Consider the following 16,657-nt stretch of genomic DNA (forward strand, 5'->3'; position numbering starts at 1 on the left):
CGTTGCGGTGAAGCTTCTAGACTCGAACGCGTGTTTCCGCTGCGTTATGGTGCGCTGCACAATTTTCTTGACTGCTGCACTGCAACATGAGACACCAGTGTTGTCCCAATGCATGGTCTGGATCCCGTTGTCCGCCGCCATGCCCCGCCCCTCTGCCAGGAGCCTCCCCATGGCCGCCGCTGAAACCCTGAAGAACACCGTCGAACAATTCAGCACCGCTTCGAACCAAGCGTTCAAGGACGGCGTCGAGAAGTCGCTGGCCGCTCTGGCCGAAGCCAACACCCATTCGAAGAAAAACCTGGAAGCCGTGGTCGCCTCGGTGACCGCCGCCACCAAGGGCGCTGAAGCCCTGGGCGCCCAGGCATTCGCCTATTCGAAGAAGGCCGCCGAAGACCAAGTCGCCGCCGCCAAGTCGCTGGCCGGCGCCAAGAGCGTCCAGGAAGCCGTCGAGCTGCAGACCGCCTGGGCCAAGTCGGCCCTCGAAGCCTACATCGCTCAGGTCAGCAAGGCCTCGGAGATCGTCTCGGCCTCGATCAAGGACTCGGTCAAGCCGCTGAACGAACGCGTCTCGGCCACCGTCGAGAAGCTGCAAGCCGCCCGCTAAGGCGACGGGCTCCCAACCGAGCCAAACAGTTTAAAGGCCTGAACCGGCAACGGTTCAGGCCTTTTTTCTTGTCCTGTCATCCCGCCGCGCTAAGCATGCTTTCAGGTTTCTGGAGTGTGTGATGTCGAAGGTCGAACAGCGTCTGGCTGAACTTGGGATCGTGCTGCCGCAACCGGTCGCGCCGGTCGCCAACTATGCGCCCTTTGTCCAGACCGGGAACCTGATCCACATCTCCGGCCAGATCTCGCTCGACGCCAACGGCGGCCTCAAGGGCACGGTGGGGACCGATGTCGATCTGGAGACCGCCCAGCAGGGCGCTCGTCTGTGCGGGATCAATCTGCTGGCCCAGATGAAGGCCGCCACCGGCGACCTCGACCGCGTCACGCGGGTGGTCAAGCTGGGCGGTTTCGTCCAGGTCAGCCAGGACTTCATCGACATTCCCAAGGTCATCAACGGTTGCTCGGACCTGATGGTCGAGGTGTTCGGCGACGCCGGCCGCCACGCGCGTTCGGCGGTGGGCGTCTACAAGCTGCCGCTGGGCTTCTCGGTCGAGGTCGACGCCGTGGTCGAGGTGGGATGATGCGCGCGCGGCCCCGCCCCGGGACAGAGGTGTTCGGCGAGGCGTGGGAGCGCCTGTTCGAACCTGCGGTGGCGCATCGGGGCCTATGGTCGCCGGGCGGCGCGCCCGAGAATTCCCTGGCCGCCTTCCAGGCCGCCTGCGCCGGCGGCTATGCGATCGAGCTGGACGTCCAGCTGACCGCCGACAACCACGTCGTGGTCTTCCACGACGACCATCTGGAGCGGCTGACCGGCGCGACCGGCAAGCTGCGCGACCACACCGCCGCCGACCTTCAGCAACTGAAACTGTCGGGCACGGACGAGACCATCCCGACCCTGGCCGACGCCCTGACCCTGATTGGCCATCGGGCCATGGTCTATATCGAGCTGAAGACCCCGTTCGGCGAGGTGGGCGAGCTGGAAAAACAGGTCAGCGAAATCCTGCTGGACCACAACGGCCCGACCGCCGTGATCGGCTTCAATCCCTATTCCCATGCCTGGTTCGCAGAGCACCAGCCTCAGATCCTGCGGGGTCTGGACAGCTATGGCTGGGATGACGAGGGCGCCCGCAAGCTGGCGCCGGAGATCCGCAAGTCCCTGGCCAATCTCGAGCAGATCGAGATCGCGCGCCCGGACTTCCTGGCATTGGGCCTGGACATGCTGCCCAGCGCCCGGGCCGACCTGCTGCGCGCCAAGGGCATGCCGATCATCGCCTGGACGGTCCGTTCGGCCGAGCAATGGGAAAGCGTCCGCGACCATTGCGACAACCTGATCTTCGAGGGCTTCGCCGCGTGACAGCCGTCAAGGCGGAGGTGCGCGTTCATCGGCGCATCGCCGAGATCGGCCGCGATGCGTGGGACGCCTGCGCCGCGCCGTTCGGCGACCCGTTCGTCAGCTATGACTTCCTGAACGCCCTGGAGGAGAGCGGCTGCGCGACCGAGCGCACCGGCTGGGCGCCGCATCATCTGTCGGTCGAGGACCAGAGCGGCGGCGTGGCGGCGGTCATGCCGCTGTATCTGAAGTCGCACAGCCAGGGCGAATACGTCTTCGACCACAGCTGGGCCGACGCCTACGAGCGGGCCGGCGGGCGCTACTATCCCAAGCTCCAGTGCTCGGCCCCGTTCTCGCCGGTCACCGGGCCCCGGCTGATCGTGCGGCCCGACGTCGACATCGACGATGGGCGCTCGGCCCTGCTGGGCGGGGCCCTGACCCTGTGCGACCGCTTAAACGCCTCGTCGCTGCACGTGACCTTCCCCAAGGCCGACGAGTGGGCTTGGATGGGCGACCGCGGCCTGCTGCGCCGCCAGGACCAGCAGTACCACTGGTTCAACAACGGCTACGCGACCTTCGACGACTTCCTGGCGGCCCTGTCGTCCAACCGCCGCAAGACCATCCGCCGTGAGCGCCGCGACGCCCAGGCCGGGCTGGAGATCGTCGCCCTGACCGGCGACCAGCTGACCGAAGACCACTGGGACGCGTTCTTCGGCTTCTACATGGACACCGGCGGCCGCAAGTGGGGGCGGCCGTATCTGAACCGGGCGTTCTATTCGCTGCTGGGCGAGCGGATGGCCGACAAGGTGCTGCTGATCCTGGCGCGGCGGCCGGGCGGCCCGTGGATCGCCGGAGCGCTGAACCTGATCGGCGGCGACTGCCTGTATGGCCGTCACTGGGGCTGCGCCGAGGACGTGCCGTTCCTGCATTTCGAGCTCTGCTACTACCAGGCCATCGAGCACGGCATCCGCCTGGGCCTGCCGCGGGTCGAGGCCGGGGCCCAGGGGCAGCACAAGATCGCGCGGGGCTATCTGCCCAGCCCGGTCTATTCGGCCCACTGGATCGCCGATCCGGCCCTTCGCGAACCGGTGGCGCGCTATCTGGAGCGGGAGCGCGAAGCGGTCAGCGCCGAGATCGAGGCGCTGACCGAGGAACTGTCGCCGTTCCGGCAGGCGCCTTAGCCCAGCTTGATCTCGACGACCTTGTCCTTGTAGTCCTTCTTAGGATCGCGCCCGAGCAGCATCCGAAGGCCCGCGAACAGGCTGTTCTCGTTGAGCCAGATCTGACCGTCGCCGGCGTCGAAGCGCAGCAGGCGCACCTTGGGATCGTCCTTGCCCTCGAACCAGGCGGCGACGAAGGGGTTCCACAGGCGATCGATCGTCGCGCGATCGGTGGTCACGCTCAGGTCGCCCTCGACCGAGGCGAACAGGTCGTGGCCCTTGGACGCGAAATGCAGGATCGCCTTGCCCTGGCTGGCCAGGGCGGACACCAGATCGCTCTCCGACGAGGTGAAAAACCAGATTGGACCGCCGTTGTCGTCCTCGATCAGGGCCGTCAACGGCTGGGCGCGACCGCCCTCGACGCCGACCAGACCGACCATGGCCGTGCGGTCGGACTTCAGGGATTTCCAGAACTTGGCGGCGAGCTCAGCTTCTTTGGACATGCGTCTTCCTCCATTGGCCTAAGCCAACGAAGAGGCAAAGAGAGCGTTCCGTCTTCGCGTCAGGACCGCTCGAAGGCCGTCTTGAGCAGCGCACGGACTTCATCGTCCACATCGGCAGGGGAGCTGAGCGTCAGCTTGGCCCTCAGGCGCTCTGACCAGCTTTCGTTCCTGGGCTCCAGCAGGCGAGGGGAGGCGTCGGGCGTCACGGCCAGACCCAGCATCGCCGTGCCGCCCTTGACCGGCTTGGCGGCGGCGAACTGGAATTCGCGGGACCAGGCGCTGTAGGTCTTGCGCTGTCCGGTGACCAGGCCGTCGAAGCCGGCGACCGCCGTCTCCAGGGCCTCGAAGATCGCGAGCGAGGCGGGGTCGGTCCACAGGGCCGCGCGGGCTTCGTCCGGATTGTCCCAGGTCGGACGCTCGGACGGGAAAGCGACGGACAGAACGTAGCTGGCGCGGTTCTGGCCCAGGCCATGATGGTCCTTGAACCAGGCGAGCCGGGCGCGGGGCTTGGTCTCCGGGCAGGTGCGGGCGATCGCCGCCCAGTCATCCAAGGTCTTGCCGGTCTCGCGCTCCAGGCTTTCGCGAACCGAGGCGAACCACTTCTTCTGGCGTTCGGTCAGGTGTTCGGGCCCGGTCCCCGTGTCGCTTCCCATGGTCTGCGCCTCCCCGGTTTGCTAGGACGTCCGCGAGACAGGAGACGACCATGAGCCTTCACGGAAGCTACGACGCCGACAACATCTTCGCCAAGATCATCCGCGGCGAGATTCCGGCCGTGAAGGTGTTCGAGGACGACCAGGTCCTGGCCTTCATGGACGTCTTCCCGCAGTCGCGCGGCCATGTGCTGGTGGTCTCCAAGACCAGCCAGGCCCGCAACCTGCTGGAGGCCGAGACCAAGACCCTGGGCCGGCTGATCGGCGCGGTGCAGAAGGTGACCCAGGCCGTGACCACGGCCCTGAAGCCCGACGGCGTGGTGGTGACCCAGTTCAACGGCGCGCCGGCCGGCCAGACGATCTTCCACCTGCATTTCCACATTATCCCCCGCTACGAGGGCGAGGCGTTGGGACGGCATGGCGAAGGCATGGCCGATACGGAGGAGCTGAAGGTGCTGGCGGAGAAGATATCGGCGGCGTTCTAGGAGAGCCGCCGTCGGGGCTATGGGGCCAGCTTGATGATCGCCGTGGCCAAGCCGACGATCGCCGTCACGCCGCCCAGAAAACCCAGGGTCTGAGACCGGAGCTTGTCGTTCAGTTCAACGAGGATTTGGGTCTTGGTGATCGCCAGGTCCGCCTTGAGAGCCTGAATGTCCATCTTGGTCGTGTGGGCCAGTTCCGCGAGGTCGGCCTTGGTCGCATGGGCCAATTCCGTAAGGTCAGCCTTGGTCGCCATGTCGGCGATGTCGGCTTTGGTCGCCATGTCGGCGATGTCAGTCTTGGTCGCCAGGCCGCTGATGTCGGGGAATTGCGCCGTCGACTGCACCAGTTCGACGATCGCTTCCGCCGCACGCTCTTCCAACCCAGCGTCGCGGAGGCGTTTTGAGGCGCCGAGCGTATCGAAAGCGACGATCATGGCATCAACCTAGTCGCGTGTTCCCGTTTTGTCCAATCGCTTTTCGCGAGTTGAAAAGCAAAGAGGCCCGGATCGCTCCGGGCCTCTCGCCGTTTCATCTACCCGACCAGGCTACTCGGCCAGGGCCGGTTCGGCTTCGTCCTCGGACTTGGGAGACTTGCCGGGCTTTTCCGGATTGCTCTCGATCTCGAAGTCGATCTTGCTGTCCTTGAGCACGACCTTCACATGCCCGCCGCGGACCAGGCGTCCGAACAGGATGTCGTCGGCCAGCGGCTTCTTGATGTGCTCCTGGATGACCCGCGCCAGGGGGCGCGCGCCGTAGAGCTCGTCGAAGCCGTTCTTGGCCAGCCAGTCGGCCGCGTCGTCGCTGAGCGAGATCGTCACGTTCCGGTCGGCCAGCTGGACTTCCATCTGCAGGACGAACTTCTGCACGACCATCCGGATGATCTCCGGCGTCAGCGGCTTGAAGGCCACCACCGCGTCGAGGCGGTTGCGGAACTCCGGGGTGAACAGGCGCTTGAGCGCGGCCTCTTCCTCGCCCTGCACCTTGTCGCGGCCGAAGCCGATCGCCTGGCGCTGGGCGTCCGAAGCCCCGGCGTTGGTGGTCATGATCAGGATGACGTTCCTGAAGTCGACCTTCTTGCCGTTGCTGTCGGTCAGCACCCCGTGATCCATGACCTGGAGCAGGATGTTGTAGACGTCCGCGTGCGCCTTCTCGATCTCGTCCAGCAGCACCACGGCGTGCGGATGCTGGTCGACGGCGTCGGTCAGCTGGCCGCCCTGATCGTAGCCGACATAGCCGGGGGGAGCCCCGATCAGGCGGCTGACGGTGTGGCGCTCCATGTATTCCGACATGTCGAAGCGGATCATCTCGATCCCGAGGGTCAAGGCCAGCTGCTTGGCGGCTTCGGTCTTGCCCACGCCGGTCGGGCCGCTGAACAGGTAGCTGCCGATCGGCTTGTCCGGGTCGCGCAGACCGGCCCGGGCCAGCTTCATGGCCGAGGACAGCTGCATCAGCGCCTCGTCCTGACCGAACACGGCGCGCTTCAGGTCCGCTTCCAGTTCGCGCAGGGACTCGGTGTCGGACTTGGAAACCGACTTGGGCGGGATACGGGCGATCTTGGCCACGACGGCCTCGATCTCCTTGACGCCCAGGACCTTCTTGCGACGGCCTTCCGGCAGCAGCATCTGGCCCGCGCCCGCCTCGTCGATCACGTCGATCGCCTTGTCGGGCAGCTTGCGGTCGGTGATGTACTTGGCCGACAGCTCCACCGCGACCTTGAGGGCCTCGTTGGTGTACTTCAGCTTGTGGAAGTCCTCGTAGTAGCTCTTGAGCCCCTTGAGGATCTTGATGGTGTCTTCCACCGTCGGTTCGTTGACGTCGATCTTCTGGAAGCGACGGACCAGGGCCCGATCCTTCTCGAAGTGCTGACGGAACTCCTTGTAGGTGGTCGAGCCCATGCACCGCAGGGTGCCCGAAGCCAGGGCCGGCTTCAGCAGGTTGGAGGCGTCCATCGCCCCGCCCGAGGTGGCGCCGGCGCCGATCACCGTGTGGATCTCGTCGATGAACAGCACCGCGTTGGGGTGGTTCTCGAGCTCCTTGACCACCTGCTTGACGCGTTCCTCGAAGTCGCCGCGATAGCGGGTGCCGGCCAGCAGCGCGCCCATGTCGAGCGAGTAGATGGTGGCTTCCGCCAGGACTTCGGGGACCTGGTGGGTGATGATCTTGCGGGCCAGGCCCTCGGCGATGGCGGTCTTGCCGACGCCGGGTTCGCCGACCAGGAGCGGGTTGTTCTTGGTCCGACGGCACAGGATCTGGATCGCGCGTTCCACTTCGTTCGCGCGGCCGATCAGCGGGTCGACCTTGCCCTGGCGGGCCTTTTCGTTGAGGTCGACGCAGTAGGCTTCGAGGGCCTCGCCGCCGGTCTTGGCGTTGGGCTTCTCGACGTCTTCCTCGACCGCCGCGCCCTTGGCTTGCTTGGGCTCGGAGGCGCCCGCCTTCTTGGCGATGCCGTGGGCGATGAAGTTCACCGCGTCGTAGCGGGTCATGTCCTGCTCTTGCAGGAAGTAGGCGGCGTGGCTCTCGCGCTCGGAGAAGATGGCCACCAGCACGTTGGCGCCGGTCACTTCTTCGCGACCGGACGACTGGACGTGGATCACCGCGCGCTGAATCACGCGCTGGAAGCCCGCCGTGGGCTTGGCGTCATCTTCGTCGTCGACCACCAGAGAGGACAGTTCGACGTCGAGATAGTTCACGAGGCTCTTCTTCAGAGCGTTGAGGTCGACATCGCAGGCCCGCATGACCCCGGCCGCGTCGTCGTCATCGGTGAGCGACAGCAGCAGGTGTTCAAGCGTGGCGTACTCGTGCTTGCGCTGATTGGCGTAAGCGACGGCGCGATGCAGGGATTCTTCAAGTGGGCGCGAAAAAGAGGGCAAGGGGAGGCTCCTCAATCCTTTTCCATGGTGCACTGCAGGGGGTGCTGATGCCTGCGTGCCGAGTCGATCACTTGCGCAACCTTGGTCTCGGCAACTTCGTAGGTGAAAACGCCGCAAACGCCGACGCCATGTTGATGAACGTGCAACATGATCCGGGTCGCATCTTCGCGCGACTTGTTGAAGAAACGTTCAAGTACGTAAACGACAAATTCCATTGGAGTATAGTCGTCATTCAAGATTAGTACGCGATAGAGCGAAGGCTTCTGTGTCTTCGGCTTCACTTCCGTGATCACCGAAGAGCCCGCGCCGTTGTTTTGTCCGCCTTGCTTTCGCTCGGCCATTGACCGCTCTCTCCCGGCGGGCCGAACCACCCGCCTTAGTATGGATTAGATATGGAAACGCGGCAGCATTGGAAGGGGCTGCCGCGCGGCTGCGCCGCTTTAACACAGGGGCGCCGCGCAAAGTGGCTTCTCGCTTGGGATAGCGGCGACGCGGGCAGTTGGTTGCCAACGGCGAGGAGCGCAGATGGGGGCGGTTTTGGCGGGGCGCAAGGGGCGGAGCGGGCGACTCAGTGGAGCTCCAAGGTCCTCCCCCTGTGGGGGAGGTGTCGGCGAAGCCGACGGAGGGGGAGGGATGGCCGACTACCGGAGGCCGATCTTCGACCCTAGACTCCCCCCACCGATCGCTGCGCGATCGCCTCCCCCACGGGGGGAGGGGCGACTACCCCAGCTTCACCAGCATCTTGCCCAGGTTCTCGCCCTTGAAGAGCTTGATGAACGCGTCCGGGGCGCGCTCGACGCCTTCCTCGACCGTCTCGTTCCACTTGATCTGGCCCGAGCCGATCCAGCCGGACATGTCCTTGATGAACTGCGGCGCCAGGTCGTAGTGGTTGGAGACGATGAAGCCCTCCAGCCGCAGGCTCTTGCCGACGATCTGGGCGATGTTCCACGGGCCGGTAGGCTTTCCGGTCTCGTTATACTGCGAGATCATCCCGCACACGGCGAAGCGGGCGAAGGTGCGGGCCGAGTTCAAGGCGGCCTCCAGGTGCACGCCGCCGACGTTCTCGAAATAGACGTCTATGCCCTTGGGGGCGGCCTTTTCCAGTTCGGCGACCACGTCGGGCGTGGCCTTGTAGTCGATCACGTGGTCGACCCCGATGCTCTTGAGGAAGGCGACCTTCTCGGGACCGCCGGCCGAGCCGATCACCGTGTGGCCCTTCAGCTTGGCGATCTGGCAGACCACCGAGCCCACGGCCCCGGCGGCGGCCGAGACGAACACCACGTCGCCCTCCTTCAGCGCCGCGATCCGCAGCAGGCCGACATAGGCGGTCAGGCCCGGCATGCCCGCCACGCCCAGGAAGGTCTGGGGCGGCAGGCCGTGGGTGTCGATCTTGGTCACCGCGCCCATGCCGCCCGCCGCCAGGGCCTTGGGCGAGACGTTGAACGCCTCGCGCCAGCCGAACATGGTCGAGACGATGTCGCCGGGCTTGAAGTCCGGATCATTGGACGCCGTGACCTCGCCGATCGCGCCGCCCTGCAGGGCCTTGCCCAGTTCGAACGGCGGCACATAGCTCTTCCGGTCGCTCATCCGGCCGCGCATGTAGGGATCGACCGACATCCACAGGTTCTTGACCTGGATCTCGCCGTCGCCGGGCGCGCCGACCTCGACGCTGGCGAGTTCGAAGTTCTCGTGGGTCGGGACGCCGACGGGGCGGCTCTTCAGACGGATTTCGCGCGACGTGACCATGGTTGTTTCTCCCAGACCTCGCGATCGAGGTGCGTTGTTTAAACGAACGTTTAGCTTGGACTGGCGTGCGGCTCCAGCGCTTCCCGCATCAAGACGAACGGTTTAGACAGCCGCAATGACCCAAGATGTTCTCAAGGCGGGCGTCATCGGCGCCGGCGTGTTCGGTGGCTACCACGCCAAGAAATATGTCGAACTGCCCGGCGTCGAGCTCGTCGCGGTGTTCGATGTCGACCTGGCGCGGGCCAAGGCCCTGGCCGAACCCTTGGGGGCTCAGGCCTTCGACGACCTCGCTAGCTTCCTGGCCGCTGTCGATGTGGTCACCGTCGCCACCCCCGCCGTGCATCACGCCAAGGCCGGCCTGGCGGCGCTGAAGGCCGGCAAGCCGGTCTATTCCGAGAAGCCCCTGGCCGTGACGCCGCAGGACGCCGACGCCCTGGTCGCCGCCGCCGCCAAGGCCGGCGTGCCGCTGGCCTGCGGTCATCAGGAGCGCGTGGTGTTCCAGGCCATGGGCCTGCTGGACATCCCCGAGCAGCCGCTGCGCCTGGAAGCCGTCCGCCGGGGCACGCCCTCGGACCGCAACCTCGATGTCTCGGTGGTGCTGGACCTGATGATCCACGACATCGACCTGGCCTTGGCCCTGTGCGACGGCGAGCCGGTGGCGGTGGAAGGCGAGGGGGCGATCACCCGCTCCACGTCCCTCGATTGGGTCAAGGCCGAGGCCACCTTCGACAACGGCTTCACCGCCGTGTTCGACAGCTCGCGCGTCGCCGAGGCCCGCGAGCGGACCATGAAGGTCGTCTATCCCTCCGGCGAGGTCGAGATCGACTTCCTGGCCCGCACCTTCCGCAACACCACCCCGTTCCCGCTGATCGAGGACTTCAACGACACCCCGGCCGGCAAGGATCCCCTGGGCCAGAGCGTCGCCGGCTTCCTGAAGGCCGTACGCGGCGAGGCGCCGCGTCCGGTCGTGACGGGCGAGGAGGCGGCAAGGGCGCTGGACCTGGGGCTGGCGGTGGAACAGGCGGCGGGTGGCTAGCGAAGCGGCCATCGGACCCATCAGGTGGCGGGAAGGGTCTGATCATGCGCGGCGGCCGCGTTACCGCGAACCGTTCGCAATGAAACAGGCGTCCAAAGGCCGGTTTCCGGCAAAAACTCAGCGTCGAACCCTTCCGTCACGCTCCCAGCTGAGCTAACCACGGCGCACGATTTCCGAAGGCGTACATCATGACCAAGAAACCCGACGGCACCTGGGACAAGTCGCAACTCCCGAGCCGGCACGTAACCGAAGGGCCGGCCCGCGCGCCGCACCGTTCATACTATTACGCCATGGGTCTTGGCACGCGTGAGATCGCCCAGCCGTTCGTGGGTGTCGCCTCGTGCTGGAACGAGGCCGCCCCGTGCAACACCGCCCTGATGCGCCAGGCCAACGCCGTGGCCAAGGGCGTCAAGGCGGCCGGCGGCACGCCGCGCGAGTTCTGCACCATCACCGTCACCGACGGCATCGCCATGGGCCACGAGGGCATGCGCAGCTCGCTGGTCAGCCGCGACGTGATCGCCGACTCCGTCGAGCTGACCATGCGCGGCCACGGTTATGACGCCCTGGTGGGCGTCGCTGGCTGCGACAAGAGCCTGCCGGGCATGATGATGGCCATGCTGCGCCTGAACGTGCCCAGCGTGTTCCTGTACGGCGGTTCGATCCTGCCCGGCCGGTTCCAGGGGCGCGACATCACCGTGATGGACGTGTTCGAGGGCGTCGGCGCCCACGCGGCCGGCACGATGGACGCCGCCACCCTGTGCGAGCTGGAGCAGCACGCCTGTCCGTCGGACGGCGCTTGCGGCGGCCAGTTCACCGCCAACACCATGGCCTGCGTGTCCGAAGCCATCGGCCTGGCCCTGCCGCTGTCGTCGGCCCTGCCGGCCCCGTACCTGGACCGCGACCAGTATGCCGTGGCCTCGGGCGAGGCGGTGATGCGGCTGATCGAGCAGAACATCCGCCCGCGTGACATCTGCACCCGCAAGGCGTTCGAGAACGCCGCCGTCGTCGTGGCCGCCACCGGCGGTTCGACCAACGGCGCCCTGCACCTGCCGGCCATGGCCCACGAGTGCGGCATCGAATTCACCCTGAAGGACGTGGCCGAGATCGCCGCCCGCACGCCCTATATCGCCGACCTCAAGCCCGGCGGCCGCTACGTGGCCAAGGACATGGGCGAGGCCGGCGGCGTGCCGATGCTGCTGCGCACCCTGCTGGACGCGGGCCTGCTGCACGGCGATTGCATGACCGTGACCGGCAAGACCCTGGCCGAGAACCTGGCCGACGTGGTCTGGCGCGACGACCAGGACGTGATCCGTCCGGTCTCGGCTCCGCTGTCGCCGACCGGCGGCGTCGTTGGGCTGTGGGGCTCGCTGGCTCCGGACGGCGGCATCGTCAAGGTGGCGGGCCTCAAGCACCAGGTGCACCGCGGCCCGGCCCGGGTGTTCGACGGCGAGGCGGCGTGCTTCGAGGCCGTGTCGAACCGCGACTACAAGGAAGGCGACGTCCTGGTCATCCGCTACGAAGGTCCCAAGGGCGGGCCGGGCATGCGCGAGATGCTCTCGACCACGGCCGCCATCTACGGCCAGGGCGTGGAGAACATCGCCCTGATCACCGACGGCCGTTTCTCGGGCGCCACGCGCGGCCTCTGCATCGGCCACGTGGGTCCGGAAGCCGCCGTGGGCGGCCCGATCGCCCTGGTCCAGGACGGCGACATCATCAGCATCGACGCCACCAAGGGGACGATCGACCTGGAAGTCCCGGCCGACGAACTGGCGCGCCGCAAGGCCGCCTGGAAGCCGCGCGGCCACGACTACAACAGCGGCGCGATCTGGAAGTTCGCCCAGCTGGTGGGCCCGGCCTATCTGGGCGCGACCACCCATCCGGGCGCGGCGAAAGAGACCCACGTCTACGCGGATATCTGAGCGTAGGGGCGGGCAGACTCGCCCCTACGTCCGAACTGATGAGGATTGGGCCGTCAAACCCGCGGCCGGCCGAACAGGATCAGTCGTCCAGGTCGAACGGCAGGTCGTCCTGGTCGTCCTTGGGGGGACGCGAAGCCTTTGCGACGGGCTTGTAGGTCTTTGCCGGGGGCGGCGGCGGATCGATGTCCGAGCCGTCGTCCCACAAGTCGCCTTCTGGATCGGCGGTGGTGTCGAGCACGTCGAACAGCAGGGCGCCCGCGCCCGGGAGTTTTTGAGGCGCGGCGCTAAGCGTATCCAGGGCCGGCGAGTAGGGCTGGGGCTGGGGCGCGGCGGGCTCGGCCTCCGGTTCGACCACAAGGGGGCGGGACGGGATGGCGGGCTCGGCCGGCGGGGGCGTCTTCGCCTTCGGGGCCAGCGGGCGGCGAACGATGGCGTCGGCGCGCAGCAGCCAGCGGTTGGCTTCCTGGATGGCGTCGGCCGGCGAACGGCTCTCGCGGCGCAGCTGGTCGCTCTCCAGCCACAGGTCCAGCTCGAAGTCGGGATGGCGCGGATCGTCGAAGATCAGCTTCAGGCTCACCTGGCCGGCCTGGTGCACCATCTGGTCGATGGCCCGGCGCGGCTCGCCGCGGAACACCCGGCCGATCACCTGGCCGTCGACCGACAGCTCGGCCCCCATCAACTCGTCGATGCGATAGATCAGACACCAGGCGCCGCTGTCCCAGGCCACGGCGGCCTGGTTGTTGGTGAAGTTGAAGCCCGCGCCCCGTCCGCGCCCCTTGGCGATGATCACGGTCTCGGGCGCGCCCTTGAGCACATGGCGCAGGGCGCGGCGGATCCGGCGATCCTCGTCCATGAACCAGATCGCGGCGCTGCCCAGGAAGGTCACCGTGGACGCCGACAGGGTCACGAGCAGCAAAAGACGCCAGAGTTCGCTCATGGGATCAGGCTACCGAGAGTCCGCGCGTCCGAACAGACGGGGTTTTGAGGTGGGACATCAGAGGTTCAGCTCCGCCACCACCGGCACGTGGTCCGACGGCTTTTCCTTGTCGCGCTCGTCGCGGTGGATCACCACCCCGGCCAGCTTGTCGGCCGCCTGGGGCGACAGCAGCAGGTGGTCGATGCGGATGCCCAGGTTCCGGGGCCAGGCGCCGGCCTGGTAATCCCAGAAGGTGTAGCCGCCCGGCGCGCCGTCGGTCTGCATGTAGGCGTCGGTGAAGCCCAGGTTCTTCAGGGCACGGAACGCGGCCCGGCTCTCGGGCTGGAACAGGGCGTCGCCCAGCCAGGCCTCGGGATTGGCCACGTCCTCGACCTCGGGGATGACGTTGTAGTCGCCGGCGATGACCAGCGGCTCCTCCAGTTGAAGCAGCCCGCTGGCGTGAGCATGAAGTCTCCGCATCCAGGCCAGCTTGTAGTCGAACTTCTCGGTGCCGATCGGATTGCCGTTGGGCAGGTAGATGCCGATCATCCGGAACGGCGTCGGGGCGGCGATCACCGCCTCGATGTAGCGCGACTGCTCGTCGACCTCATCGTCATACAGGAAGGGCAGGCCGCGCCGCACGTCCTCCATCGGGAACTTCGAGACCATGGCCACGCCGTTGTAGGTCTTCTGGCCGTGGACGGCGACGTTGTAGCCCAGACGCTCGAAGGCCTCGGTCGGGAACTTCTCGTCCAGGCATTTGATCTCCTGGAGCACGGCCACGTCGGGCGCGGCCGATTCGAACCACTCCAGGACTCGCTCCAGGCGGGCGTTGACGGAATTGACGTTCCAGGTGGCGATGCGCATTGACGGCTCCAGTCAGGCGGCGGGAGGCTAGGGCGCATGCGCGGCGCGCTCAAGTCGCGGTTCCGGATTTCGCGGAACGACGGCCCTGGCGGTGCAGCGGTTCGTGGCGGCGCGAAACCTTAGGGCGACGTCCGCGCCGAAGACGCCGCGGTCTGTCCGGCCTGGAAAGCCGACAGCAAATTGGCCTGGACGCTCAAAATCAGCGCGGACGCGGCTATGATCGACGTGATCAGCGTGATCACCACCGTCCAGCGCGTGGTCTTGTTGTCGGCCTTGAGCGAAATCATCTCGGCTTTCAGCGCATTGCTCTGCGCGAGATTGTCGGTCTTCAAGGCGTTCATCTGCGCGAAGAAGCCGTGGTCGCCGATCAGAACGTCGCTCAGATAGTCGAGCTTGCCGCCGAGTTCGACAAACCGCGTCTCGCTGCGGGCTTCCACAGCTTCCAGCCTGGCTGTTATCTCTTCGCGCGTCACGGTGTTGATGATGGTTCCGGAACGCCTTGAACTCAATGGGATTTTCGGCGCGGCCATGACCTTTGGACCCAAAAGTTCTTGATTTGTTCGTAAACCTATAGGATCAACACAGGCCAATTGCAACCTGTTGGGTTGAGCGCCTTAAATCGAGAAACTGACGCCGCAGCCGCAGCTGGATTTGGCGTTGGGGTTGCGCACCCGGAACTCGGCGCCGGCCAGTTCGTCGACGAAATCGATCTCCGAACCCTTCAGCAGGGCCAGGGAGATGACGTCGACCAGGGCCGCTGCCCCGTCGCGCTCGACCTTCAGGTCGTCGGGCTCGGCGCTGTCGACCAGGTCGAAGCGGTACTGAAATCCCGAGCAGCCGCCCCCGTCGACGGCGACGCGCAGCATCACCGGATGGCCTTCGGCCGCCGAGATGGTGTGGAGCCGGCGGGCGGCGTTGGAAGAAAGCGTTACGGCTGTGTCGGTCATAGCTGTGGAAAACCCGTGCTTGGCCTATATGAGGGTGTCCGCGCCCCAGGGAAAGGGGGCGATCAGCAAAGGCCTTCCATGTCGTCGACTCCCTTCCTCGTCCAGCGCGCCCCCTATGCCGAGGATCCGGCCAAGTCCCGGGGCCGCCGCTTCCAGGAAGACGAGAGCCGCACGCGCACGCCGTTCGCCCGCGACCGCGACCGCATCATCCACACCTCGGCCTTCCGCCGGCTGAAGGAAAAGACCCAGGTGTTCGTCGCCCACGAAGGCGACAACTTCCGCACCCGCCTGACCCATTCGCTGGAAGTGGCGCAAGTGGCGCGTTCGCTGGCGACCGCGCTGGGGTTGGATAGCGACCTGGCCGAGACCATCGCCCTGGGCCACGACATCGGCCATCCGCCGTTCGGCCACGCCGGCGAAGACGAGCTGCAGGCCTGCATGAAGGCGTTCGGCGGCTTCGACCACAACGTCCAGACCTTCCGCGTCGTCACCGAGTTGGAGCGCCGCTATCCGGACTTCCACGGCCTGAACCTGACCTGGGAGACCCTGGAAGGGATCATCAAGCACAACGGCCCGGTGACCGAAAAGCTGGGCAAGCCGTCCTGGAAGGCGATCTCCAAGTACGACAGCGAGTACAAGCTGGGCCTGAACACCTGGGCCTCGGCCGAGGCCCAGGTCGCGGCCCTGGCCGACGACATCGCCTACAACAACCACGACGTCGACGACGGGGTCGAGGCGGGGCTGTTCACCTTGGACGAGCTGATGGAAGTGCCGCTGATCGGCCCGATCCTGGCGGCCGTGCGCAGCGAGCGTCCTGACCTGGATCTGCGCCTGACCCGGCTGGAGGCCGTGCGGCGCATGATCGGCGCCATGGTCGACGACGTCATGGGCGAGACCCTGAAACGGGCGGCCGCCACCGGCGTGCAGTCGGCCGAGGACGTTCGTAACCTGGACCACGCGCTCGTCGCCTTCTCGACGGACATGGCCGAGGACCTGGCCCGGCTGCGCCAGTTCCTGCACGCGCGGATGTATCGCCACTGGCGTGTCAATCGCACGCGCAGCCAGGCTCGCCGCATTCTGGCCGAGATGTTCGGCCTGTTCTTGGCCGAGCCCGACGTCCTGCCGACGGAATGGTTCGCCCGGTCGCAGAACCGCGACGACGCCGGCCGCGCCCGGGTGGTCTGTGACTACATCGCGGGCATGACCGACCGCTTCGCGATCGAAGAGCACCGGAAGCTGTTCCAGCTGGATGTGTGGAACTAACTCCCGCGTTCGGGCGGTTCTGGGTAGGATCGGGCTTCGATAAACTGCGGTTGCGCGCGTCTGATTCGCTGCCTGCGATCCGCGCGCCTGGAAGTCTGGAGCCTCGACGCGAATGTCCGATCCCCACCGCGGCGCCTATACGCCGCCCACCGATGCGCCGCTCTCGTTCGATGCGCGTCAGCCTGTTCGCGGCTCGCGGCCCTTGCCCATGACCTTGATCATCAGCGCCGTGGTGCTGGCGACCCTGGTGGTCGCGGTGCTGCTGATCTATCGCGGCGGCGTCCGTGGCCCCAACGAGCCGCCGCGCACGGTGGGCGAGCCCGTCGCCGCGATGAAGGCCGCGCCCCCGGCCGGCAGCGCCCAGC

18 protein-coding genes and 1 pseudogene are annotated in these 16,657 nt (G+C 66.6%); 9 read left to right on the forward strand and 10 right to left on the reverse strand.

From position 1 onward, the window contains the following. Positions 1-169: 169 nt before the first annotated feature. From WAL33_RS15990 to WAL33_RS16005, 4 genes are all read left to right on the forward strand, one after another. Positions 170-604 (forward strand): phasin family protein, encoded by a 435-nt coding sequence (locus tag WAL33_RS15990; RefSeq protein ID WP_422182512.1) that lies wholly within the window; start codon positions 170-172, stop codon positions 602-604. A 121-nt stretch (positions 605-725) separates the two neighbouring features. After that, complete coding sequence (locus WAL33_RS15995; protein WP_422182513.1) at positions 726-1,184, forward strand: RidA family protein; 459 nt, start codon at positions 726-728, stop codon at positions 1,182-1,184. Further along, complete coding sequence (locus WAL33_RS16000; protein ID WP_422182514.1) at positions 1,184-1,957, forward strand: glycerophosphodiester phosphodiesterase; 774 nt, start codon at positions 1,184-1,186, stop codon at positions 1,955-1,957. The genes WAL33_RS15995 and WAL33_RS16000 overlap by 1 nt, the downstream gene beginning before the upstream one ends. Further along, entirely contained in the window at positions 1,954-3,114 is a 1,161-nt protein-coding gene (locus tag WAL33_RS16005) for a GNAT family N-acetyltransferase (RefSeq protein WP_422182515.1), read from the forward strand. The genes WAL33_RS16000 and WAL33_RS16005 overlap by 4 nt, the downstream gene beginning before the upstream one ends. On the opposite strand, the gene WAL33_RS16010 is transcribed toward WAL33_RS16005, so the two are convergent. Further along, positions 3,111-3,596 (reverse strand): pyridoxamine 5'-phosphate oxidase family protein, encoded by a 486-nt coding sequence (locus tag WAL33_RS16010; RefSeq protein WP_422182516.1) that lies wholly within the window; start codon positions 3,594-3,596, stop codon positions 3,111-3,113. The two genes, WAL33_RS16005 and WAL33_RS16010, sit on opposite strands and share 4 nt — an antisense overlap. A 59-nt stretch (positions 3,597-3,655) precedes the next feature. Next, positions 3,656-4,249, reverse strand: a complete 594-nt coding sequence (locus tag WAL33_RS16015; protein WP_422182517.1) for a DUF4287 domain-containing protein — start codon at positions 4,247-4,249, stop codon at positions 3,656-3,658. A 50-nt stretch (positions 4,250-4,299) separates the two neighbouring features. Here WAL33_RS16015 and WAL33_RS16020 point away from each other — a divergent pair, with 50 nt between their 5' ends. Continuing rightward, positions 4,300-4,731 (forward strand): HIT family protein, encoded by a 432-nt coding sequence (locus tag WAL33_RS16020; protein WP_422182518.1) that lies wholly within the window; start codon positions 4,300-4,302, stop codon positions 4,729-4,731. Positions 4,732-4,748: 17 nt separating this feature from the next. Here the strand turns inward: WAL33_RS16020 and WAL33_RS16025 are convergent, their stop codons facing one another. The 4 genes from WAL33_RS16025 to WAL33_RS16040 form a co-directional block, all read right to left on the reverse strand. Then, positions 4,749-5,162: a hypothetical protein gene (locus tag WAL33_RS16025; protein WP_422182519.1), complete on the reverse strand. Its 414-nt coding sequence runs from the start codon at positions 5,160-5,162 to the stop codon at positions 4,749-4,751. 111 nt (positions 5,163-5,273) lie between these two features. Next, positions 5,274-7,598, reverse strand: coding sequence for an ATP-dependent Clp protease ATP-binding subunit ClpA (gene clpA, locus WAL33_RS16030; protein WP_422182520.1), 2,325 nt, complete (start codon positions 7,596-7,598; stop codon positions 5,274-5,276). 11 nt (positions 7,599-7,609) lie between these two features. After that, positions 7,610-7,939 carry an ATP-dependent Clp protease adapter ClpS gene (gene clpS / locus WAL33_RS16035; protein WP_007672483.1) on the reverse strand — a complete coding sequence of 110 codons (330 nt, stop codon included), beginning with the start codon at positions 7,937-7,939 and terminating at the stop codon, positions 7,610-7,612. 379 nt (positions 7,940-8,318) lie between these two features. Continuing rightward, entirely contained in the window at positions 8,319-9,344 is a 1,026-nt protein-coding gene (locus WAL33_RS16040) for an NADP-dependent oxidoreductase (protein WP_422182521.1), read from the reverse strand. Between the two features lie 115 nt (positions 9,345-9,459). On the opposite strand from WAL33_RS16040, the gene WAL33_RS16045 reads away from it, so the two are divergent. Both WAL33_RS16045 and ilvD read left to right on the forward strand, forming a co-directional pair. After that, complete coding sequence (locus WAL33_RS16045) at positions 9,460-10,380, forward strand: Gfo/Idh/MocA family protein (protein WP_422182522.1); 921 nt, start codon at positions 9,460-9,462, stop codon at positions 10,378-10,380. Between the two features lie 188 nt (positions 10,381-10,568). Then, complete coding sequence (gene ilvD, locus WAL33_RS16050; protein ID WP_422182523.1) at positions 10,569-12,299, forward strand: dihydroxy-acid dehydratase; 1,731 nt, start codon at positions 10,569-10,571, stop codon at positions 12,297-12,299. Between the two features lie 79 nt (positions 12,300-12,378). Here the strand turns inward: ilvD and WAL33_RS16055 are convergent, their stop codons facing one another. The 4 genes from WAL33_RS16055 to erpA form a co-directional block, all read right to left on the reverse strand. Then, on the reverse strand, positions 12,379-13,236 hold the full coding sequence (locus tag WAL33_RS16055; RefSeq protein ID WP_422182524.1) for a hypothetical protein: 858 nt from the start codon (positions 13,234-13,236) through the stop codon (positions 12,379-12,381). Between the two features lie 57 nt (positions 13,237-13,293). After that, a complete protein-coding gene (gene xth, locus WAL33_RS16060) occupies positions 13,294-14,082 on the reverse strand; it encodes an exodeoxyribonuclease III (RefSeq protein ID WP_422182525.1) in 789 nt (262 codons plus the stop codon). A gap of 119 nt (positions 14,083-14,201) precedes the next feature. Further along, positions 14,202-14,612 (reverse strand): hypothetical protein, encoded by a 411-nt coding sequence (locus WAL33_RS16065; protein ID WP_422182526.1) that lies wholly within the window; start codon positions 14,610-14,612, stop codon positions 14,202-14,204. 84 nt (positions 14,613-14,696) lie between these two features. Beyond that, positions 14,697-15,029, reverse strand: coding sequence for an iron-sulfur cluster insertion protein ErpA (erpA, locus tag WAL33_RS16070; protein WP_422182527.1), 333 nt, complete (start codon positions 15,027-15,029; stop codon positions 14,697-14,699). 78 nt (positions 15,030-15,107) lie between these two features. Between erpA and WAL33_RS16075 the strand changes: the two genes are divergently transcribed. Next, entirely contained in the window at positions 15,108-16,292 is a 1,185-nt protein-coding gene (locus WAL33_RS16075; protein WP_422182528.1) for a deoxyguanosinetriphosphate triphosphohydrolase, read from the forward strand. A gap of 112 nt (positions 16,293-16,404) precedes the next feature. Continuing rightward, positions 16,405-16,657: pseudogene (locus tag WAL33_RS16080) on the forward strand (SPOR domain-containing protein); the annotation flags it as partial.

It is taken from the genome of Caulobacter sp., from assembly GCF_049283275.1.
GTDB lineage: Bacteria > Pseudomonadota > Alphaproteobacteria > Caulobacterales > Caulobacteraceae > Caulobacter.